General features: G+C 53.2%; 18 protein-coding genes. 4 read left to right on the top strand and 14 right to left on the bottom strand.

Annotated elements, in window-relative coordinates; translation table 11 throughout:
• Window positions 1-40 precede the first annotated feature (40 nt).
• Together E5161_RS11475 and E5161_RS11470 are read right to left on the bottom strand one after the other, a co-directional pair.
• Complete coding sequence (locus E5161_RS11475; protein WP_136777952.1) at window positions 41-373, bottom strand: ArsR/SmtB family transcription factor; 333 nt, start codon at window positions 371-373, stop codon at window positions 41-43.
• Window positions 374-802 (bottom strand): SRPBCC family protein, encoded by a 429-nt coding sequence (locus tag E5161_RS11470; RefSeq protein WP_136778164.1) that lies wholly within the window; start codon window positions 800-802, stop codon window positions 374-376. It abuts the gene before it with no gap.
• 353 nt (window positions 803-1,155) lie between these two features.
• On the opposite strand from E5161_RS11470, the gene E5161_RS11465 reads away from it, so the two are divergent.
• Complete coding sequence (locus E5161_RS11465) at window positions 1,156-2,613, top strand: catalase (RefSeq protein WP_136777951.1); 1,458 nt, start codon at window positions 1,156-1,158, stop codon at window positions 2,611-2,613.
• A 50-nt stretch (window positions 2,614-2,663) separates the two neighbouring features.
• Here the strand turns inward: E5161_RS11465 and E5161_RS11460 are convergent, their stop codons facing one another.
• The 7 genes from E5161_RS11460 to E5161_RS11430 all read right to left on the bottom strand — a co-directional run bounded on the left by E5161_RS11460 (window position 2,664) and on the right by E5161_RS11430 (window position 9,456).
• Window positions 2,664-3,926: an MFS transporter gene (locus tag E5161_RS11460; RefSeq protein WP_136777950.1), complete on the bottom strand. Its 1,263-nt coding sequence runs from the start codon at window positions 3,924-3,926 to the stop codon at window positions 2,664-2,666.
• Between the two features lie 28 nt (window positions 3,927-3,954).
• Window positions 3,955-4,734, bottom strand: coding sequence for a DODA-type extradiol aromatic ring-opening family dioxygenase (locus E5161_RS11455; protein WP_136777949.1), 780 nt, complete (start codon window positions 4,732-4,734; stop codon window positions 3,955-3,957).
• Between the two features lie 42 nt (window positions 4,735-4,776).
• Window positions 4,777-5,877 (bottom strand): GerAB/ArcD/ProY family transporter, encoded by a 1,101-nt coding sequence (locus tag E5161_RS11450; RefSeq protein WP_136777948.1) that lies wholly within the window; start codon window positions 5,875-5,877, stop codon window positions 4,777-4,779.
• A 12-nt stretch (window positions 5,878-5,889) separates the two neighbouring features.
• On the bottom strand, window positions 5,890-6,117 hold the full coding sequence (locus tag E5161_RS11445; protein ID WP_136777947.1) for a hypothetical protein: 228 nt from the start codon (window positions 6,115-6,117) through the stop codon (window positions 5,890-5,892).
• Window positions 6,114-7,319 carry a Ger(x)C family spore germination protein gene (locus E5161_RS11440; protein WP_169306668.1) on the bottom strand — a complete coding sequence of 402 codons (1,206 nt, stop codon included), beginning with the start codon at window positions 7,317-7,319 and terminating at the stop codon, window positions 6,114-6,116. The genes E5161_RS11445 and E5161_RS11440 overlap by 4 nt, the downstream gene beginning before the upstream one ends.
• Window positions 7,316-8,833, bottom strand: coding sequence for a spore germination protein (locus E5161_RS11435; protein ID WP_136777945.1), 1,518 nt, complete (start codon window positions 8,831-8,833; stop codon window positions 7,316-7,318). The genes E5161_RS11440 and E5161_RS11435 overlap by 4 nt, the downstream gene beginning before the upstream one ends.
• Window positions 8,834-8,961: 128 nt before the next feature.
• A complete protein-coding gene (locus E5161_RS11430) occupies window positions 8,962-9,456 on the bottom strand; it encodes a hypothetical protein (protein WP_136777944.1) in 495 nt (164 codons plus the stop codon).
• A 161-nt stretch (window positions 9,457-9,617) separates the two neighbouring features.
• Here E5161_RS11430 and E5161_RS11425 point away from each other — a divergent pair, with 161 nt between their 5' ends.
• Entirely contained in the window at window positions 9,618-10,082 is a 465-nt protein-coding gene (locus tag E5161_RS11425; RefSeq protein WP_136777943.1) for a hypothetical protein, read from the top strand.
• 1 nt (window position 10,083) lies between these two features.
• On the top strand, window positions 10,084-10,611 hold the full coding sequence (locus E5161_RS11420; RefSeq protein WP_136777942.1) for a hypothetical protein: 528 nt from the start codon (window positions 10,084-10,086) through the stop codon (window positions 10,609-10,611).
• Here E5161_RS11420 and E5161_RS11415 read toward each other — a convergent pair.
• Complete coding sequence (locus E5161_RS11415; RefSeq protein ID WP_136777941.1) at window positions 10,566-10,802, bottom strand: MerR family transcriptional regulator; 237 nt, start codon at window positions 10,800-10,802, stop codon at window positions 10,566-10,568. The two genes, E5161_RS11420 and E5161_RS11415, sit on opposite strands and share 46 nt — an antisense overlap.
• Before the next feature lie 148 nt (window positions 10,803-10,950).
• Window positions 10,951-11,856 carry a DMT family transporter gene (locus tag E5161_RS11410; RefSeq protein ID WP_136777940.1) on the bottom strand — a complete coding sequence of 302 codons (906 nt, stop codon included), beginning with the start codon at window positions 11,854-11,856 and terminating at the stop codon, window positions 10,951-10,953.
• A gap of 115 nt (window positions 11,857-11,971) precedes the next feature.
• Here E5161_RS11410 and pepT point away from each other — a divergent pair, with 115 nt between their 5' ends.
• Window positions 11,972-13,192: a peptidase T gene (gene pepT / locus E5161_RS11405; protein ID WP_425456516.1), complete on the top strand. Its 1,221-nt coding sequence runs from the start codon at window positions 11,972-11,974 to the stop codon at window positions 13,190-13,192.
• A 57-nt stretch (window positions 13,193-13,249) separates the two neighbouring features.
• On the opposite strand, the gene E5161_RS11400 is transcribed toward pepT, so the two are convergent.
• The 3 genes from E5161_RS11400 to E5161_RS11390 all read right to left on the bottom strand — a co-directional run bounded on the left by E5161_RS11400 (window position 13,250) and on the right by E5161_RS11390 (window position 20,966).
• Complete coding sequence (locus E5161_RS11400) at window positions 13,250-14,170, bottom strand: polysaccharide deacetylase family protein (RefSeq protein WP_136777938.1); 921 nt, start codon at window positions 14,168-14,170, stop codon at window positions 13,250-13,252.
• Between the two features lie 10 nt (window positions 14,171-14,180).
• Complete coding sequence (locus E5161_RS11395; RefSeq protein WP_136777937.1) at window positions 14,181-15,494, bottom strand: MFS transporter; 1,314 nt, start codon at window positions 15,492-15,494, stop codon at window positions 14,181-14,183.
• 105 nt (window positions 15,495-15,599) lie between these two features.
• Window positions 15,600-20,966, bottom strand: a complete 5,367-nt coding sequence (locus tag E5161_RS11390; RefSeq protein ID WP_136777936.1) for an OmpL47-type beta-barrel domain-containing protein — start codon at window positions 20,964-20,966, stop codon at window positions 15,600-15,602.
• Window positions 20,967-20,976 lie beyond the last annotated feature (10 nt).

Below are 20,976 nucleotides of genomic sequence, written 5' to 3'. Positions count from 1 at the left end.
ACGCCTTCCGGAAACGGAAAGGCGTTCTTGCTCTTGGAGCTTATTTGCCGGAATCCTGAGACTCCACGTAACGCTTGAGTGCGGCCATTTTGTTTTCCCAGTACCGCTCGTAATAAGAGAGCCAACGCTTCAGTTCGAGCAGCGGGTCCGGGTCCATCCGGTATCGTGTCTCCCGGCCGACTTTGCGTTCCTTGACCAGTCCCGCATCCGCCAAAATGCGAAGATGCTTGGACACCGCTGTGCGGCTCATCGGAAAATGCCCGCTGATCGCAGTGACCGGCATTTCTCCCTGATCCAGCAGCTGGAGCAGCTTGCGCCGCGTAGGATCCGCGATCGCTTGAAAAACGTCGTGTTTCTGCGCAGGCGCCGCCATTCAGCCCTCCACGATTTTGGCGAGTTTTTGTCCAATGCCGGCCCATCCGCCCGCCATGATCTCGCGTACATCCGTATGAGGCTGTCCGAATTCGGTCACCTTGCCGGCATCCCATCCGCCATGGATGAGGGTGAATTCCGTTTTGCCGGGTTCCAGCTCCTTCAGTTCGAACGTGAGCGTCCAATCTTTCGCCCACCGGAACGAGACGCGGTGCGGCGGATCAATTTCCGTCACCTTGCAAGGCGAACGGCCGAACGGACCGGCCTCCAAATGAAACTCATGCCCGACAACCGGCTGAAAGTCACTCGGCATAAACCAGGCGCCGATCGCTTCGGCGCTGGATACGGCCTCCCATACTTTCTGGATCGGCGCGTTCAGCACCTGCGATTGGCGGATATCCGGGAGTGCTTGATTCGTTTGATTTTCCATCATCTTACCTCCATTGTGCGTTAGGATGAACGATCCTCGGCAAATTATGATTATGAAACCTTTTGGTTACATATTAGATTATACGAAACCTTTAGGTTTCATGTCAACATTACGGCAAACAAGGCAAGCTCAAGCTGCATTCGGATCCGTAAAATGATTGTTATTATTACCAGAAAACCCGCGTAAACATGCAGAAGAGGAGGTACGGACATCCTTAACCCCGTTAACTAATTAGAATGATTATAAAAAAATATTGACTATAAACTAGATGCCTATTAGAGTTAATTACATAGCATCATTGATATTGATTCTCAACAAAATTACCATTTCATATCGAGAGGGGAACACGGGGAATGAGCAATCGATTGACCACCAACCAAGGCGTGCCGATCGGAGATAATCAAAACTCCAAAACGGCCGGCACACGCGGGCCGACCCTGCTGGAGGACTACCAGCTGCTGGAGAAACTCGCCCACTTCGACCGTGAACGGGTTCCGGAGCGCGTCGTACATGCCCGCGGCGCCGGAGCTCACGGAGTTTTCCGCCTCACGAACAGCATGAAGCGATATACAAAAGCCGCATTCCTGCAAGATGAAGGAACCGAAACGCCGGTGTTCGTCCGATTTTCCACCGTCATTCACGGCCAGCATTCTCCGGAGACGCTGCGCGACCCGCGCGGATTCGCCATCAAATTCTACACGACGGAAGGAAACTATGATTTCGTCGGCAACAACCTTCCGGTCTTCTTCATCCGCGACTCCATGAAATTCCCCGACATGGTGCATGCCCTGAAACCGGATCCACGCACCAATATCCAGCATCCCGACCGGTATTGGGACTTCATGTCGCTCACGCCCGAATCGACGAACATGCTGGTGCACCTATTCTCGGACGAAGGCATTCCGGCCAACTACCGCCAAATGAGAGGCTCCAGCGTCCACGCCTTTAAGTGGATCAACGCCTTTGGCAACACGGTTTATGTCAAGCTGCGCTGGGTTCCGAAGCAAGGCATCCGCAACTTGTCCGCGCAAGAGGCGTCCGTCATTCAGGCGACGGATTTCAACCACGCGAGTCGTGACCTTTACGAAGCGATCGAGAACGGCGACTTCCCGGAGTGGGACTTGTACGTGCAAATTCTCGATCCCGCCGACATGGACAATTTCGATTTCGATCCGCTGGACCCCACGAAAGACTGGTTCCAAGACGTCATCCCGATGCAGCTCGTGGGCACGATGACGTTAAACCGGAATCCGGAAAATGTGTTCTCGGAAACCGAGTCCGTCGGCTTCAACCCCGGCGTGCTCGTTCCCGGTATCGAGCCGTCCGAGGATAAATTGCTGCAAGGCCGTCTGTTCTCCTATTCCGATACGCAGCGTTACCGGATCGGCACCAACTACTTGCAGCTGCCCATTAACTGCCCGTTCGCACAGGTGAACAACAATCAGCGCGACGGGGCTATGCCGGTGAAGCAGCAGAACGCCCATATCAACTACGAGCCGAACCGCCACACCGATGCGCCGAAAGAAGACCCGGCTTACCGCGAAACCGGAACGCCGGTCAGCGGCTTGGCGGCGCGCCAAAAAATCGAGAAAACGAACGATTTCGGGCAAGCCGGCCAAGTGTGGAACCGCTACTCCGACAAAGAGAAGGCTGCGGTGATCTACAACTTGACCGCCGATCTGTCGGCCGTGTCCGAACGCACCAAGCTGCTCGCCATCTGCAACTTCTACCGTGCCGACGCGACGCTCGGCCAGCAGCTCGCCGACAGTCTCAAGATCGACATCGCCCCATATGTACAGCAGTTCGCCTGATATTATCGAAAACGGCTTCGCGCCTATATGAGCGCGAAGCCGTTATTTCGTTAAGCTCGCTTCAGTTTGTCCTCGTCGAACAGCCGCACGGCGATCAGCCAAAGGATCGCATAGACCACGAATAACAGCAAGTACGGTGACCGAAGCGCCCATTCCCGTCCGATCAACGGCTCCCCGCCTGTGATCAGCACCCCGCCCAGTACCGCGCCGATCGATGCGACGCCCCAAGACAAAAAGCGAAAAACGCCATTTACCCGGCCCAATAATTCCTCAGGTACGATCCGCTGCCGGAAGGATACATTGATCACATTCCATACTACGATAAAAAAGGCGCCAATCGTATATAATGCACCGACAACAGCCCAATGGCTGCTCACGCCGCACAAGCCGTATCCGACAGCCATCACGCCGATGGCGAGCAGAATGCTTTTTCGCGTACCTAATTTTTCTTTCACTCTGGATACGAATTGACCACCCGCAATGCTGCCCAGAGTGGCCACTGATATGAGAACCCCAAAACCGAAAGAATTCAAATGCAAGATCTCTTTGATGAAAAACACTTGCATCGCCGTTATGACCGAAAATGCCCCGGTCATCCCGATCTGGAACAACGCCAGCGGCCTCAGCAGCGGATCGTGCCAAACAAACCGGACTCCTTGCATCAAATCGTGACGGAAACTGAGCCGGTGTGCCCGGACAACCGCCGTTTCCTCCCGCTTTAGCCCGGCAAGCATAGGAATTGACGCCGCGGATGTCAACGTATCGATGAGGAATGGATACGGCATCCCCACCGTGAGCAGCAAACCGGCGAGCGCGCCTCCCAAAATATCGCTCGTCACGAGCTGTACGGAGGATACGAGTCCGTTGGCGCGTTCCAGTTCCTTTTGTTCAACCAACATGGGTACCATGGTCTGCGCCGTGCTGTCATACATCACTTTGGCCGTCCCGAACAGGAACGTAAGCACAATCAAGAGCGGCAAATTAGCAAATCCAAAATATACGGATAACGTGATGAGCCCCATCATGACAGCTCTCACGAAACTGGAAACGGCCATTAAGACGTGCCGGGGAAACCGGTCGATCATGACGCCGAACGGCAGACTGAACAACAGCCAAGGCAATCGCGAAGCCGCCGATACCATGGACACGAGCAAAGCGTTGCCCGATAATGCCGCGGCCAGCCAAGGAAGCGCGGCAGTGGTCATCCCGTCCCCCGCACCGGTCAACGCGACCGCGGTATAAAACCGGCGAAAAGAAGCGCCGAGCGACGTACGCTTTTGAGGTACATTCTCAATACTCAGCTGGGTCTGCATGTTTGAGATTCCCTTTCAGCACCGCCGATCAGCCGAACTGATAGACCGTATTCGTAAACATGTCCATCATGAGGCTCTGGTGAAGAGCCTTCGTTGTGCGCACCGCATCAGCGGCTCCCATGGCGTAAAAGATCGGAACGAAATGCTCCTTCGCTTGCGGCGGCACCGCCACCGTGCCGTAAGGTGCCAGCGTCTCATAACGAAACAGCGAATCCAAATCCCACTTCATCAGATGTTCCTGAAGCCAGTTTTCGAAACCGTCCGCCAAAGCTTTGACAGCGGCTCTATCCCGTACGCCGAACAGGCCGAAATTGTGCACGGTGACTCCGCTGCCGATAATCAGCACATCCTTCTCCCGCAGCGGCGCCAGCGCCCGACCGATTCGGTACTGCTCCGCCGGCGACAATTCCGGGTTGACCGACATGGCAATGACCGGAATGTCCGCATCGGGGTACATCCGGCGCAATATCGTCCATGAACCGTGGTCCAAACCTCGTCTTTTCTCCATCTCATAAGAAATACCGTTCTCCGTAAACAGCCGGCCGATCTCCGAAGATAACGCCTTATCGCCCTTGGCCGGATATTGAATCCGGTATAGCTCCTCTGGAAATCCCCCGAAGTCGTAAATCGTGGAATACTCGTCGATCTCGCTCACCATCTGAACGCCGCTTTCCCAATGAGCAGAAAAAATCACGATCGCTTGGGGTCGCGGAAACGCAGGGCCAAATTGATCCAAAAACCGCGCGTACTCACTATCTTCGATCGCCACCATCGGCGAGCCGTGGGCGACAAACAAGGAAGGAATCATGATTTAACGCCTCCAAATGGACATTATCGTATCGCTTCGCGTTTATTGTGCCTTATGCGCGGAAGGTTTGGCAAGCGACCGCAGCCAGTCCACTGTCAAATACATCACCGGGACGATATTCGGCAGTAACAGAAAAGTCGCTTCGCTTTCAACCGCGATCCGCTCCACATGGGCAGCGGTCGGAAACAAATAAATCGAAAACACAAACACCGCGGCGGTGAGCATCGATGAAAACGATTTGGAGTTATCCATTTTCATCGTGTGCGTCAAGGCAATTGAGGCGGTGAGCGTAAAAATGGCGATTTTCAGAAACGTGGTGAATAACCAGAAGATAATCAACAGAGGATCCAGATTTTCGAGAAACGTTCCCGCCCGTATAAACCGGATGACTTCAAGTGTAGGGTAGGTCAAATTCGCAGTAAGCTCAGGCCCGAACAGCATAATGGTCGGAATCGCGTTCATCAGCACCACGAGTGCAGCCGTCACGGTTGCCCAACTCAACGATTTCATCATCGATTTCCGTTTCGTGATATAAGGGAAAAAATAAATGATAAACGCCATCTCCGAAAAGATGGCCGCAACGATAACGGTTCCGTTCCAAATGCCTGCGGGTTCAAACCACGTAATAAAAGCGATGGCCATATCCGTGTCTATTTGATTGGATATAAATAACGGGAAGGTCAGCGTGGCAGCCACGCTTAGTAAAAACAAACCTTGTGCGCTGCGGAAAACGGTTACCGGTCCGGAGCGTACGCCGCGTGCGACACAAAAACCGAACAAAAGCGCCACCGCCCAATGCGGTGTGTCCGGCAGGAAATTGATCACGATAAAGTCGATCACCTGCCGGGTAATGAACGCCGCAGCGTACAAATTTACCGCAATCACCGCTGCCATGAGCGGATAGTGGACCCACCGGCCGACAATTTGCGAACCGTATTGTCCCAACGTTTGGTCCGGCCTCCTTATGGATAGCCGATAAGCGAAATAGGTGATCAATAACCCGATCGCCGCGCCAAGCAGCACGGAAACCCACACCATAAATCGGGCTTGTCTCACCAAATGGCTGACAAAAAAACCGATCGCCGTCGAGTACAAAAATTGGGAAAACAACATGTAAACTTGCAGCTGAGTGATTCTCCCCATGTCTTAGCCTCCTTATGTCCCGACGAACAATAAACGCTGAATCGGCGTAAAAAGAGCATTGAGGATCATGCCCGCCGTCACATCTGCGTTTCGAGTGAAGTAAACCGCCTCCGAGCAAATTATGAGCATAACATCCAGCCCGATGACAATCCGAACGGTCCGCTTGGACTTCCGCTCCCTGCGCAAGTAAGCCCATTCCATGTAACCAATGAGCAGAAATATTGCCGCGATGCCGATCATGACGTTGCTCCTCGATTTGGAATGATACGGTTCCACTCCGGTTTACGTGCGCCCCCGAAAGATATGATCCGAATCTTGACATGAGGTTCCACTTCGACGTCGGTGGCTAATCGGCGTCTCCATTCGGGCTGAATCGAATTCCATTGCCGCGGATACCGCCATTCCACGTAACGGCCCAGTTGAAAGGCGTCCGTCCGCGATTGTCCGACTTTTTCAATCGTCATTCGGATCCTCTCTTTCAATTCATTTTCTAGAGCTCGCTCTACCTGGCGCAACTGACGGGGGTCCGTCAGATTGATGTTTGAATTGCTCAAAATGGCCCTGGCGTCCCCCTTGCATGTGATGTGAATTCGGATATGGCCGCCGCTCAGTTCGGAACGGATACGGGTTCCCGCACTTTCAATGAAGAAACTTATATTTTTGCCGTCCGCAGGGGATGCCACATCGACCTCGGTATTCTCGACCTTCCCCATGATCCACATAGCACCTCGCGATTCTTCGGAAGTCAAAGTACCCACCAGCCGACCGCTGCGGAGCAGCGCGGCACCGTTCGTGCTCATCCACTTCTCGTCGGGCTTCACTTCGGTTGTGCCTTGCCTTCCGAATACAAGCAGGGGCACCACAAAGTCTCCTCCATGGTAAAGAGAGTCCAGAAGGTCTTTCATCGTGACTGTGACGGTAAGCTGATTTTTCGCGTATCTCGCCAAAATATCTGTCGGAAACTTCTCGAATAAGACCGGGAATTTCGTGATTTGCATCACTCTTCCTTCGGTCATAAATAAATTGGCATTGATATGAATGTTCGGAATGCGGGCCATAAAATCCACGAACGATTCCAGCCCGTTTTCGGCAAGATGTCTGCCGATCACGATATTCCGCAGCTGCCCGAAAGTAATTCTGCGGGGCAGATCCGTTTGAATTTGCCGGTAGGCATCTGCGAGATTCGAGGATGTTTTGGTTACGTATGTAAACGGCTCGTTTTCGGAATTGCCGCCGCCTCCTCCGCCTCCTCCGCCCGCCTGACTTGGCAGGCGGTTGGGGAGCGGAAACCCCAGCGTCAATTCGATCCCCTCTTCCATTTGGTCGATCAGCATCACCCGGGCAAAAGCCCTCTCGTTTAGTTCCACAGCCGACCAGCAGCCTGTCTGCAGAAGGAACACTCCGATAAGCAAGGTAAAAGCGAATCTGCGGGCGGCTTTCATCCCTGATTTCCCCCATCTTTCCCCCGTGCCTGCATCCATTTGCGGGAGGCCATCCGGCGCCTGCCGGGAAGGCCGAAGAAACTCGGACGCGTAATCATCGCCCACCATGGAGCCCGGACCACACTATCTTTAATATCTTTTAGATGAACGGGCGCGAACGGAGCCAAATAAGGCACGCCGAAGGAGCGAAGCTCGAGTAGATGAAGGTAAATCAAAATCATGCCGCAGACGATGCCGAACAAGCCGAAGATCCCGGCCAAAATCATAAACGGGAAACGCAGCAGCCGGAAAGCGAGACTCAGGTCAAAGTGCGGAATGATGTAAGACGAGATACCGGTCAAGGACACGATGATGACCATCGCTGCCGACACGATTCCGGCATCGACCGCCGCCGTGCCGATAATGAGCGCGCCGATGATCGACACCGACTGCCCGATCGCTTTCGGAATTCGAAGCGTCGCTTCGCGCAGCGCTTCGAAGGAAAGCTCCATGATAAACGCCTCCACCAGTGCGGGAAACGGTACAACTTCCCTGGAAGCGGCGATCGTCATCAGAAGCCGCTCCGGGATCATGTCCGCGTGGAAGGTGGTGACCGCGATGTAAATGGAAGGCATTAATAACGAAGCGAAGAGGAAAAAGTAGCGGATTATGCGAAGCCAGCTGGAGGAAGTGTACCGCTGATAATAGTCTTCAGCCGACTGAATGAGCATGAACATCGTGACCGGAGCCAGAATGACAATGGGTGTGCCGTTCACGAATACAGCAATCCGCCCTTCCAGCAGTGAGGCGGCTACCACGTCTGGACGCTCGGTGTACTGCATTTGAGGAAACGGACTGTACGGGTTATCGTCGATCATTTCCTCCAAATAGCTCGATCCCAACACACCGTCGACATCGATGTTTTTCAGACGGCGCTTCATTTCATCCAGCAGTTGGGGGCTGCAAACGTCCTCCAGATACAGAAGGGCGACGGCGGTTTCGGTTCTCTCTCCGATATGATACAGTTCGGTTTTTAAAAGTTCCGATTTCAATCTACGGCGCATTAGGGTTATATTCGTGTCCAAATCTTCAATAAACGCTTCCCTCGGTCCCCGAATGACCGACTCATTGGGCGCTTCCTGGATCGAACGTTTTTCGAAAGAGGCAACCGTCAACGCCAGCAAGCGGCGTTCGCGGTCGATGAGCAGCAGCGCTTGTCCGTCCAAAACTCCTTTCGCGGCATCTTCCATCGTCTCTTTCACACTTTGCTGCTGAATCGGAAGTTCCTTATGGTCGAGAAGCCGCTCTGCGAACTCTCGTTGGGACATAGAAGGGTCCATCGAAGAAATCACTTTTAGGACGCTTTGCTCTATGGCCGCCAGGTCGACCATTCCTTTTAAATGAACAAGCGCACATGCGACGCCCGGCCCCGCAACGAAATCGTGATAGATGACGTCGGAGGTATGAGAAAAGTGATTTTTCAACCACTTCAATCGTTCCCCAAGTTGGAATGACGAGCCTCTGTTTTTGAACATCTGAAAACCTCGGCAGCACTTTTTCCCTTTACTCTCCCAGTTCCTGGCTTACTTTATGCGCACAGTTGACCGAAGCATGAAATAAGGCCCCCGCATTCCGCGGAGGCCTTACGCGTGTGAAGTTCAAGTCAGTAGTCGAGCGCAAAACGGGAGCCCAAAGGAATGAGCTCATACAAGTATTGGCGAATCAAGTCTTTTTCAATATCGGTCACTTTGTGTTTGACCGTCAGGTCGAAATGGATAATCCCCGTCTGCCAATCATATTTCATAAACGTCAATTCTCCGTTCGACAGCATCCGGTTGATAACCGCCAGGATCCTATGTTGATCGAGATTGCGGCTCATCGCAGCTTCCATAATGTGCTCGGGCAAATCGTAGACAGGCGGTACCTGATCCGTTCGGATCATCCGGTATTCTTTGACTGTGAAGCATACATAAGGCGAAAGATAGCCGGCGGCGAACCTTTTCAACCGGGTAATTTCCGGGTCGGTCAACTTCAGGTCTTCATTCCAGGCGTATATGACGGCGGTGTTTTTGGCTGTCGTGTGAATGCGCACATACCGGATCTCTGGATAACAGTTTTTAATCAAGTACTCCGATAACAGACGGGTGCCCAACTTCATCACCTCACGAATTAGGCTAGGTATCTTTATGTTAGCGTTTTCATGAAATGGAAGCAATAGGAAGTTTTGGCGAAATGACTCGCAATGGAACAATTTTGGAATAGGCTTCTTTTGCGAATGGGAATTCTAGGCGATAGCAAGCTGACTTCGGAGGATGCAGCATGGTCTTATCCATCTTCTTCTCTCTTACGATGATCGTCGGCATCACTTATGCGGTGACCAAGAAAAACCTGCACATCTTCGAAATTTTGTTCCTGTGGATGATCATCTTGATCATTCATCATAATTTCGTCACCATCACCACCGTCAACTTGCATCTGTTCCGTTTCGCGGATCGGTTACCGTTTTATTGGACGATCGTGTTCGAGAGAGTGGTGCTGATCCCTTTGTTGATCGTGTATTATTTCGATCGTATGGTGGTGCGGCGCCCGTATCAAAAATGGGTCTGGCTGCCGTTCGGTATCCTTCTGCTCACAGGGCTGGAATATCTCACTGTGAACCTTGACCTTTTTTCGTATGAACGTTGGAAATTTTGGTGGTCTCCGATCGAATGGCTCGTCCTGTTTTTGCTCGTTCATTACTCCTGGCTATGGTTCCGGAGCCGGCTGAGAAAGGAAATGGCTTAGCATGTTTCTATATCCGCCCGCACGGTTTGACGCCAATGAGTGGTTCATCATCCTGAATTCGTTGCTGGGATTTGCATGGGTGTTTTTTGCGCCGGTTCGTTATCCCCACTCGATCTCCATCTTGATCGTGATGTTTTGCGTATCGGCGGCCATCATGATGGACCATGCGATCGCAATTCCGCCTGTGGATATGTATGACATTAATGACCGGCCCACCTATGAGTGGATGGATTTTTTCAGTTACTTCTTATACGCGCCTTATGCGCTGTTGTGCGTGTATTTGTACGACAAGCTGGACCCGAAAGGACTTTGGTTCACAGCGTGGATTATCGGCTGGTCCCTGTTTTGCGTCGGTTACGAATGGCTGTCCGTTCAATGTCATGTGTTCACTTTCAAGAAATGGAATCTTATGCATTCCTTTTGTATGTACTTGGTGATGACCACCATTCATGTCCAGTTGTTCCGATACCTGCGAAAACATTTTCAGGATCGGTCCGAATCGGTGTTCCCATCCAAAACTGCAGAGTAGTAAGCCGTTTTTTGCCGGGCGAGCGCTTTGACCGTCTCCAGTTGCCGTATTTGTTCGTCCAAGCGGGATATATGGCGGTTCAGCAAATCCATTCTTTTGCTCAGCGCGGCCTTGAGTTCGGAGGGATGCCGTTCAGCCGTTGACAACAGACAGCCGTCTTCGGTAATAGCTGCAATGTCCTCGAGGCTCATTCCGGTTTGCTTCAAGCTGTGAATGATCTATTCAACATGCGGCATTCCTCCTCAAGAACTGTGAGCTTGTCGTGAGTCGATTCCTTCACGGCAAATTTGGTGTTGGGCTCACTAAGCCGCCATTGTATCGGTTAGAGCTGACTCTAAGTCAAGCGCTTTTTGAAGATTCCACTGATGGTACCCGGGCTTTTACCGGTTTCCTGCCCGCCAGGAACACACCGCACAGGATGATGAATAGTCCGACAATTAAATTCCAGCCGATATGCTCTCCCAGCAGGCTGTATCCCCAAATGAGCGCCGTGCACGGCACGAGGTACGTCACCATGGACGCGAATTCTGGGCTTCCTTTTTGCACCATGTAATAGTACAGAATGTAAGCAAAACCGGAACCAAACACACCAAGGCCAATCACCATTGGGTAGACGGACACGGACGTGAGCCGGTGGAGCGGAACCTGTTCCGTGGCAAACGCCATAATTCCGCTCACTACCGAGCATGTGAGCAGCGTGCCGAACGTGACTTGATACATCGAGACCTGCAATCGCTTGGATAGCTGCGATCCGACGCCATAACAGAACGAAGCGCACAGCAAAAGGGCCGCTCCGAGCAAGTTCACCGAGCCGACGGATCCCGGCGTAATGCCGAGCAGCACGAGAAGTCCGACCGTAGCCAGCGCCAGCCCAAGCCACTGATTGCGGTTGGATTTGTTTTTGAAGAACAGCATGCCGACCACGATCGTCCACGCCGGAGTCGTCGCGTTCAAGATCGAGGCGATGCTGCTGGTCAGCCGGGTCTCTCCGGTACCGATCAGCGCCCACGGAATCGCGGTATTGATCGTGGCCATGATCGCCATAGGGATCCACGGAACCGTCCGGAACCCGAACGGTTTACGGAGAACCAGCATGATGATTACGACCACCGCGAGTCCTGCAGCAGACCGCAAAAACGCGATACTCCACGGGCCGAAATCCTCCAACAGCATTTTGATGAAATAGAACGAACCGCCCCAAATGAGACTAAGCAAAATAAGCGCGCCATACACGAGTCGAGGCAAAGAAATTTCCTTCTTCCTATGTTATGATTCCGTTTAGACTATTCTTAGTATAACTTGCAGCATTCTTGATTGGTGAAAATGATTTCTAGGAGATGAAGACCCTTTGAGAGAAGAGATGATCAAAAGATTCCTATCGTACGTGCAGGTGGATACGAAGTCCGATGACGACAGCGAAACCTGTCCTTCCACACCCGGACAGCTGACGCTCGGCCGCATGCTGGCGGAAGAGCTGAAAGCAATCGGCATGGAGGAAGTGACGATGGACGAGAACGGTTACGTCATGGCCACCCTGCCTTCGAACACGGACAAGCAGGTGCCGACGATCGGCTTTCTCGCCCACCTGGACACCGCGACCGAATTCAGCGGAGCGGACGTCAAACCGCAAATCGTAGACAACTACGACGGCAAAGATATCGTGTTGAACCCAGAACAACAGATCGTTCTGTCCCCTGAGCAGTTCCCGGACTTGAAAAAGTACGTCGGCCACACGCTCATCACGACGGACGGTACCACGCTGCTCGGCGCCGACGATAAGGCGGGCATCGCCGAAATCACGACGGCTATGGAATACCTCATCCGGCACCCGGAAATCAAACACGGCAAAGTCCGCGTCTGCTTCAACCCGGATGAAGAGATCGGCAGAGGCCCGCACAAGTTCGACGTCGCCGCCTTTAACGCGAATGTCGCGTATACGCTGGACGGCGGCGAGCTCGGCGAGCTCGAGTACGAAAGCTTCAACGCCGCGGAAGCCAAAATCTCAATCCAGGGCAAAGTCGTACATCCGGGCTATGCCAAAGGCAAAATGGTCAACGCGGTCAAAATCGCCATGGAGTTGGGCAGCAAGCTTCCCGCACAGGAAGCGCCCGAATATACGGAAGGTTATGAAGGCTTCTATCATCTTCAGCTTTTAAACGGAGACGTGGACCATGCAAAATTGCAGTATTTGATCCGCGACCATAGCCGGGACCGGTTCAATGCCAGGAAGGCCCGGTTGACCGAGATCGTCTCCGAGCTCCAATCCGTCTACGGCGAAGACCGAATCCAGCTAAGCTTGAAGGATCAATACTACAACATGCGGGAGAAAATCGAGCCCGTCAAAGAAGTGGTCGATATCGCCCATGAAGCGATGGAAAACCTCGGCATTAAGCCGATCATCAAACCGATCCGCGGCGGCACGGACGGGTCCCAGCTGTCCTACATGGGACTGCCGACACCGAATCTGTTCGCGGGCGGCGAGAACTGGCACGGCCGTTTCGAATACGTCTCCGTGGAGACGATGGAGAAAGCCGTGGATGTGATCGTCGAGATCCTAAAGCTGTACGAACAAAAAGCTTAAATTGTGAGAAGGCCGTCCTGCCATGGTATGCGGGACGGCCATTTTGCCGGTTCGGGGTTATTGCAGTTGTTTCACAAGCAATTTCAATAACGCCATGATCGAACCCACTCTCGGACGTTTCAAATGAGATTTGACATAATAATAATCCGTTAACGTCACACCCGCGTCCCGAAGGGCGTAGGTAAAATCGGGGTCCTGCACGAGCCGGTATTCCCACACCCGCTTCTCCCAGGAAGGAATCAGCCTGCGCATCTCTTCGTCATCGATCCCCGGATGGATATAGGTCTCGCACACGCCTTCCGGCAGTTCGTAGAGTTTGCGGATCAGCGATGCTTTGAACCGGTCGTAGGTTTCTCCCTCCTCGATATGATAAGGGTGCGAGAGCAGATAATCCGGCATGGCGACGCCGAGCGCATCCGCGAGCGTCACCACCTTCGCCAGGATTTCCTTGGCATTCGGAATGGAAGCGAGAAATTCGTCTTTCTCGTAAATATTGCGGAAAATACGAAACGGAAGACGCCTTTTGGCACATAGCCATAATACCGTCGGAAGATAGCTGCGTCCCGTTGCGATGCCGTACAGAGAGCCCATATGATTGTCCACGTGAGAGATCGGAATTCCCGCCTGCTTCACGGCTTCGAACTGAGCGAGCATTTCCGCTTTGACAGCAGCCGGATCCGCGTTTCGCTCGAATGCCTCGACCGTCATGTGCATGTTCCCGCTCTCGTCATGAAGAGAAGGATGCCCGGTCAGACTCGGCCAGCGGAACCCGGCGAATTCGCTGGTAAACGTAAGATGCAAGCCGATGTTGCGGTTGCCGGTTTCCCGCACCCATGCTGCGGCTTCTTGGAAGCCGGGCGCAGGTGGCATGATCGTGGCCGAAGATACCTTTTTTTCCGAAAGCAGATGTTGAATCGCCGTATTGGCCGCCCTGCTTTGCCCGAAGTCGTCGCAATTGAGGATCAGGTATTTGCTCATGAGATCACCTCTACACGCTCAGATGGCGGTCGGTCGGCGCAACGGCCGGTTCCAGCGAGGAACGCTTCAGTACAAGAGAAATGACGAAGGATACGAGCAGCAGACAGAACGGAATGACGCTGATCAAATATTTAAAGGCCATTTCCGGATTCGGTCCCGGATTTTTCCCGCTTACGTAACCAAAGGCCATCCCGACGATCCAGAAAGCCATGGCCGAAATCAGCCCGCTGGAGCGCGTAATAAATCCGGCCACCGCCGTATACATCCCTTCCCTTCTTCTTCCCGTCCGCTCCTCGTCCAGATCGATAATTCGCCCGCTCAGCACGGCAGGAGTAACCAGGAATCCCGCGAGCCCGAAACCGGCGCTTACGCCGGCGGCAATTCCTCCCCCCAGCCCTTGTGCAAACCATAAAGGAATGACGGAGAGCGCGTACATAAGAAATGCCAGGCGCCACGCCCGGATCCCTCCCAATTTGCGGACAACCCCATACCAAATCGCCACGAGAGGAATGACGGATACGAACACGGAGGCCAGGAAAATGGACACTTCTCCTTCCGACTCTAACTTCAACACATATTTGGCGTAAAAAGGAATCATCGAACCGAGCAATCCGTTCACGGTCTGCGCGAAGGAATTGGCAATGTTGAACAGCCAAAACTCTTTGTTTTTCAACGTCTCCTTAAAGGCATCCCCCAGCTTCAGAGGTTGTTCCAAGCTGGCTTTCGGCTGCTCACGCACAGTCAGCATACAAATCCACATGAACACGACAAAAGCCAATGCATAGACCATCGACATTTTGTCAAAACCGAAGTTCGTATAAAGCAGCGGCGTCAAGGCAGAACCGATGAGAAGCGCGATGATCTGAAAAACCTGCTGGATGGCGGATGCTTTCGCGCGGATCTTATCGCCTCTGTACAGCTCCGGGAACAAGGCTCCGTAATTCACCCACAGCACGGTCGACACGGTTTCGTACAGCATAAGTGAAATGAGGAACCAGTAGAACAGCTGCATCCCGGAAGTACCTTCCGGTACGGAAAACATCATGACGAAGGTGAGCACAAACAAAGGCATGGCCGAGTAAATCCACGGCTTCCGCCTGCCCCAGCGGGTTCTTGTTTTATCGGATAAGTAGCCGAACATCGGCTGATCCACCGCGTCCCAAATCATGTAGATCGTCCGCGCCAGCGTGGCCAATCCGACTCCGAGACCCAGCGTCTCCACATAATAAAAACTGTAAAACGAGCTGAATGCCTGCACCGGGATCATCATGGCCAGCATGCCGAACGCATACGTCATGGGCGAGTTGACAAACCTGTTTTTCATCGGATCCAGCTCCTCTGACAGCTGTTTTGGAAACGCTGACAAATCCCATAATATCACAACAAGACCAACCAGAGAATCCTGGTTGGTCTTGTCTTGGGAACCGAATTATTTTTTGACGGTCACCGTTGTTTGTCCGATTACAAGGTATCCATTCAGCATACAACGGAATTCGAGCTTCACTTCGCCCGGAGACCAAGGGAAATCGGAGCGTTCAAATTTGAACTGGCCGTTCTGCGCCTGGTTGTAATATCCGTTGTTCGAGCTTAGGGCTTTGACGCCGTTGAGGTGCGCGCTGTTTAAGTCAAAGCCTTGGGTGCCGAAGCCCGACGGCAAGTCGACCCGAACGGTGAACACCCCGTTGTTGCCGTTGATCACTTTAGGCGTCACTTCAATCGTGGCCAGGATGTATACTTCCAATTTCCTGGTGATCGTGGTTGTCAATCCGGCGCCGTTGGTCACCGTGACCGTGACCGTGTAAACGCCCGGTTTGTCCAGCTTGATGGAGCCTCCGTTCGTTACCGTCGTACCCGAGGCGGAGTTACCGACGATTACGGTCATTTCCTCGGATGCGATGCCCGACAGATCGTCACTTGCTTTGTAAGTCAGCGGCAATTCCGTGCCGAGCTTGTATGGACCGGCCAAATCCATTGAAATCACCGGTGCCGATTTGTCCACCTTCACGGTTACGGTTTTAACCTTTTCCACATTCCCTGCAGCATCTGCCGAGTAGTAAGCGATCGTATGGATGCCTTCCGTTGCAATCGTTAAGGTGTTCCCTTCCACATACTTCGAACCGTCTACCGAATAGAATGTATGGGCGACGCCGCTCAGCGCATCCGTTGCGCCAAGCTTCACGGCTGCGTTATCCTTCGCCCAGCCTTGCGGCGCGTCGGATTCGGTTACCGGTGCGGTACCGTCCATTTTCACTACCACGGTCCGGGCTTCTTCCTTGTTGCCTGCCGCATCGATCGAGTAGAAGGAAATATGATGAATCCCTTCTTGGTCTACCGTAACCGAAGTGCCTTCCACCTCAGCCGTACCGTCAACCGAATAGAACGTATGGGCGACGCCGCTGTGCGCGTCGGAGGCTTTCAGGTTGATCGTGACGGCTTTATTGACCCAGCCTTCCGGCGCGTCGGAGGTCGTCACAGGAGCCGTATGATCGATCTTCACTTCTACGGTGCGGGTCTTTTCCTTGTTGCCTGAGTGATCCACCGAGTAGAACGAAATTTCATGAATGCCTTCTTGATCCAGGCTTACGGATGTTCCTTCCGTAAATGTCGAGCCGTTCACCGAGAAGAACGTTTGATCCACTCCGCTATGCGCGTCGGATGCACGGAATGCCACGTTCACCGTTTCTTTCTGCCAGCCCGCGGGAGCGTTGGACTCCGTGACCGGAGCGGTGCGGTCCGACTTCACTTCGACGGTTTGCGCTTGCTCTTTGTTGCCCGCCGCATCAACAGAGTAGAACGATACTTTTTGAATGCCTTCTTCTGTCACCGTGACGGTATTCCCTTCAACGTATGCGGCTCCGTTAATGGAGTAGTAAGTTTTCGCCGCGCCGCTGAGTTCGTCGGTTGCATTCAGCACCAGCACCGGGGATATCGCCCAGTCCGAAGGTGCTTTGGCTTGCGTTACCGGTGCGGTCTTGTCCACTTTGACGTAGATCGTTTGCGCCGTTTCCCGGTTGCCCACTTTGTCTACGGAGTAGAAGGAGATTTTGGTCGTGCCCTCTTCTTCTACGCGAATGGAGTTACCCTCCGCATAAGCACCGTCGTTCACCGAGTAATACGTACTTTTGACGCCCGTTATATCGTCGGTGGCCGTCAGGGTGACCGTCTGCGGCTCATTCGACCATCCGGCAGGCGCGACGGCGGTTGTAACCGGCGGCTTCGTGTCGATGATCAGTTTGGCCAGCACGACATTCGACGGTTCCGATTCACCGAACGAGTTACTGTAGGATGTGACGTAGTATTCATGATCGGCATAAGGCAAATTTGTCAGGGTGTACGACAAGTTATTGATGTTCGCCGCCACAAGAACAGGCTTTCCGTCCACCAGCTCATAGAGGTTATAGCCGTTGGCGTAGGTAACGAAGTCCCAATATACGAGAGCGCTCGTATCGCCGGTCAACTTCAAGTTGGCCACCGGCGGCTGCATGATCGGATAGATGATGGTTTCGCTGTATACATCAGACGGCGCAGACTCGCCAAAGCGTGTATTGTACGTCGTCACCACATAACGGTGAGTATCTTCGCTCAGGTTGTACACCTTGTAGGTCAGCGCGGTTCCTTTGTACAGCAGCTGGCGGGTGTCGCCCGTCACTTCATAAAGACGATATTCGTTCGCCCATGCCGCACTCGGCCAAGTAAACGTGATGTTGTTGGCATTAAATACGCTGCCTTTCAGCGCAGGCGGCAGCAGCACCGGCCACTTCAGGTTGAAGCTGATGACCGCAGCCTCCGGCGATTCTCCGAAACGGTCGCTGTACGAGTGAACCTCAAGCCGGTAGTCGCCTTCCGGCATATTGGTGTAGGTAAGATTTAATTGCGTCTGTGTCTTTTTCAGCACCTTCTGGCCGTCGACTACCTGGTAGATTCTATAGTTCGTCGCGTAGGATGAGGCCGACCATTTCAAGGTGAAGTCGTTGCCGTTCGCCAGCGTGTAAGCGGGTCCCGCCGGTGCTTGCATGACCGGGAAAACGATAATTACGCCAATTTGGCTGCCTTGCTCCGATTCCCCGAAACGATCGCTGAAAGAATGAACCTCGAATTGATAGTCGCCTTCCGGCATATTGACGAAAGCCGCGGATGTGGTCGTGACCGTTTTGAGAAGCACGGGCTCGCCGTCCACGATGTTGTACACCTTGTAGGCTGTAGCGTAAGTTGCCGCTGTCCATCTCAAAGTGATGTCATTGCCGTTCGTGATCGTCTGCGTCAAATTCGCCGGCGGCTGCATCGTATATTCCGCCAAAGTGAACGAGATCGTGCTGCCGAGCGGCGATTCCCCGAAACGGTCGCTGTAGGAATGCACCCGATATTCGTATGGACCGAACGGCATTTTGGCGAAAGTGACGGAAACTGCTGATCCGGTGAGTGTCTTCACCAATACCGGCTGTCCATCCACGATTTGATAGACTTTGTAGCCCGTCGCGTAAGTAACGGCATTCCAATTCAACGTAATGTCGTTGCCGTTCGCAATCGACTTCGTCAAATTTGCCGGAGCTTGCATGACCGGGAACGTCAACGTAAACGAGACCTGGCTGCCTTCCGGGGACTCGCCGAATCGAGTGCTTACGGAATGTACGACGTAAGTATGTTCGCCGGCCGGTTGATTGGTGAGGGTGACCGATAGACTCGTCGTTGTTGTTTTCAGAATTTCCTGTCCGTTCACAAGCTCGTACACTTTAAAGCTGTTCACATTAGGAACGGTGGCCCAAGTCAGCACGACATCGTTACCGTTCTGAATTTTGTAAGCGAAGCTGCCCGGCGCCGCCATTACCGGGAATACGAGCGGGAACGCGACATAAGCGCCTTCCGGCGATTCGCCCAACTGAGCGGAAACGGAACGGATGACGAACTCATAGTCACCGGCCGCTTGGTTCGTGTAAGAAACGTTGGTCGTGGTCACCGTACTCTTGAGCACTTCTTGTCCGTTCACAATTTGATAAACTTTATAACTCGTCGCGTACGGCGCAGCGGTCCACTGCAGCTTCACGTCATTGCCGTTCGTGATGGTATAGGTCGGATTTGCCGGCGGTTCCATCACCTGTCCGTCTAGCGTAAATGTCAGCAGAGATCCTTCCGGGGACTCTCCGAAACGCGTCGATACGGAATGAACTTCATAGGTATACGCTCCCGGCGTCATGGACGAGTAGGTAACTGTCGTTGCGGACACGGTGCTTTTCAGCACTTTTTGCCCGTTGACGATCTGGTACACCTTATAGCTTGTCGCGTAATCCGAAGTCGTCCAGTTTAAGCTGAAAGAGGTTGCGCTTATCATTTTTTGTGTCACATCCGCCGGCGGCTTCATCACAGGAGGAACGAGCGTGAACGCAACCTGACTGCCATCCGCGGATTCGCCGAACTTGGTGGAGTTGGAAGTTACGATATAGGTGTAGTCCCCCGCCGGTTGGTTGGCAAACGTAACGGTCGCAGCGGATACGGTGCTTTTGAGCGTCTTGACGCCGTTCACCAGCTGGTACACTTTATAGTTGTTGGCGTTGGCCGCCGCCGTCCATGTCAGTACGATGTCGTTGCCGTTCACAAGCTTATATGAGAGATCCGTCGGCGGAGCCATCGTGACGGCGCCGATCGAGAAGGATACCGGGGTGCCTTCGGCTGACTCGCCGAAACGATCACTGTAGGAGCGAATCTCGTACGTATAGTCGCCTGCAGGATGGTTCGTCAAAGTGGTCGTGAGTCCGGTAACCGTGCTTTTCAGAACCGGCTGCCCGTCCACCAGCTGATAAAGCTTGTAGCTGTTCGCGTTGGTTGAAGCTGTCCAAGTGAAGACGACGTCGTTCAAATTTTGCACTTTGTACGTGAAGCTGGCGGGCGGGGTCATCGTCACGGAGCTTACCGTCACGTTAATCCGGCTGCCTTCAGCCGACTCACCGAACCTGTCGCTGTAGGAATGCACTTCGTACGTGTAATCGCCGGCCGGCTGCTTGTTGTAAGTTACCGAAGTGGAAGCTGCGGTGCCTTTCAATACTTTCTCGCCGTCGACAATTTGATAGACGTTGTAGCCTTTGGCGTAGGTCACCGCGTTCCATTTCAAGGTGAGATCGTTGGTGTTGGCGATCGAAAATGTAAGGCCTGACGGAGCCGTCATGACCGGCGTCACGACCGTCACTTCTGTCGAAGGCGAGAGCGGTGATTCTCCATACAGGGAGTTGACCGCGGAAACGGCGTAAATATAATTGCCGGCTGCGGCGTTGACTACCGAGTAGGTTTTGGCTGCCGTCGTTCCTGCCAGTGTAGGCTGGCCGTCTGCGGAAATTTGAAATACCTTGTACGTTTCCGCGTAAGCGGATGCCGCCCAATTGAGTACAATATCATTCCCGTTATGAATGCTGGAGGTTAAAGTTGCCGGCGCACTCATGGAAGGATATACGATGTTTACGCTTACCGGTGCGCACGGCCCGGATTCTCCGTCCGGCCCCAGCGTTGAGACGACATATGTATACGATCCTTCCGGAAGATTATTGATGGCGTAAGCGGCCGTCTTGGACGTGCCCAGCAGCGTCATTTGCCCTTCCGTGATTCCGTACACGTTATAACCGGAAGCTCCATATACGTCGCTCCAGGTCAGTTTCACATCATCCGGCGTCACAAGCTGAGCCGCCAAATTACTTGGCGGAAGCATGGTGCTGCTCGTGGCCGCGAATGCGGACACTCCGGACAATAACAATTGCAAAACAAGCATAAGAGAGAGTACAAACGAGAACTTAGCGGCTGCACGCTTCTTCATCCTGCAATCC

This window comes from Cohnella pontilimi, from assembly GCF_005049045.1.
GTDB classification, from domain to species: Bacteria; Bacillota; Bacilli; order Paenibacillales; family Paenibacillaceae; genus Cohnella; species Cohnella pontilimi.
The sequence above is the reverse complement of the archived record's forward strand: the minus strand, read 5'-3'. Positions and strand labels throughout refer to the sequence as shown.

Bases quoted from the DNA above. Each gene is read 5' to 3' on its own strand.
- E5161_RS11475 (WP_136777952.1), bottom strand. From the start codon at position 373: ATGGCGGCGCCTGCGCAGAAACACGACGTTTTTCAAGCGATCGCGGAT.
- E5161_RS11470 (WP_136778164.1), bottom strand. From the start codon at position 802: ATGGAAAATCAAACGAATCAAGCACTCCCGGATATCCGCCAATCGCAG.
- E5161_RS11465 (WP_136777951.1), top strand. From the start codon at position 1,156: ATGAGCAATCGATTGACCACCAACCAAGGCGTGCCGATCGGAGATAAT.
- E5161_RS11460 (WP_136777950.1), bottom strand. From the start codon at position 3,926: ATGCAGACCCAGCTGAGTATTGAGAATGTACCTCAAAAGCGTACGTCG.
- E5161_RS11455 (WP_136777949.1), bottom strand. From the start codon at position 4,734: ATGATTCCTTCCTTGTTTGTCGCCCACGGCTCGCCGATGGTGGCGATC.
- E5161_RS11450 (WP_136777948.1), bottom strand. From the start codon at position 5,877: ATGGGGAGAATCACTCAGCTGCAAGTTTACATGTTGTTTTCCCAATTT.
- E5161_RS11445 (WP_136777947.1), bottom strand. From the start codon at position 6,117: ATGATCGGCATCGCGGCAATATTTCTGCTCATTGGTTACATGGAATGG.
- E5161_RS11440 (WP_169306668.1), bottom strand. From the start codon at position 7,319: ATGAAAGCCGCCCGCAGATTCGCTTTTACCTTGCTTATCGGAGTGTTC.
- E5161_RS11435 (WP_136777945.1), bottom strand. From the start codon at position 8,833: ATGTTCAAAAACAGAGGCTCGTCATTCCAACTTGGGGAACGATTGAAG.
- E5161_RS11430 (WP_136777944.1), bottom strand. From the start codon at position 9,456: ATGAAGTTGGGCACCCGTCTGTTATCGGAGTACTTGATTAAAAACTGT.
- E5161_RS11425 (WP_136777943.1), top strand. From the start codon at position 9,618: ATGGTCTTATCCATCTTCTTCTCTCTTACGATGATCGTCGGCATCACT.
- E5161_RS11420 (WP_136777942.1), top strand. From the start codon at position 10,084: ATGTTTCTATATCCGCCCGCACGGTTTGACGCCAATGAGTGGTTCATC.
- E5161_RS11415 (WP_136777941.1), bottom strand. From the start codon at position 10,802: ATGAGCCTCGAGGACATTGCAGCTATTACCGAAGACGGCTGTCTGTTG.
- pepT (WP_425456516.1), top strand. From the start codon at position 11,972: ATGATCAAAAGATTCCTATCGTACGTGCAGGTGGATACGAAGTCCGAT.
- E5161_RS11400 (WP_136777938.1), bottom strand. From the start codon at position 14,170: ATGAGCAAATACCTGATCCTCAATTGCGACGACTTCGGGCAAAGCAGG.
- E5161_RS11395 (WP_136777937.1), bottom strand. From the start codon at position 15,494: ATGAAAAACAGGTTTGTCAACTCGCCCATGACGTATGCGTTCGGCATG.
- E5161_RS11390 (WP_136777936.1), bottom strand. From the start codon at position 20,966: ATGAAGAAGCGTGCAGCCGCTAAGTTCTCGTTTGTACTCTCTCTTATG.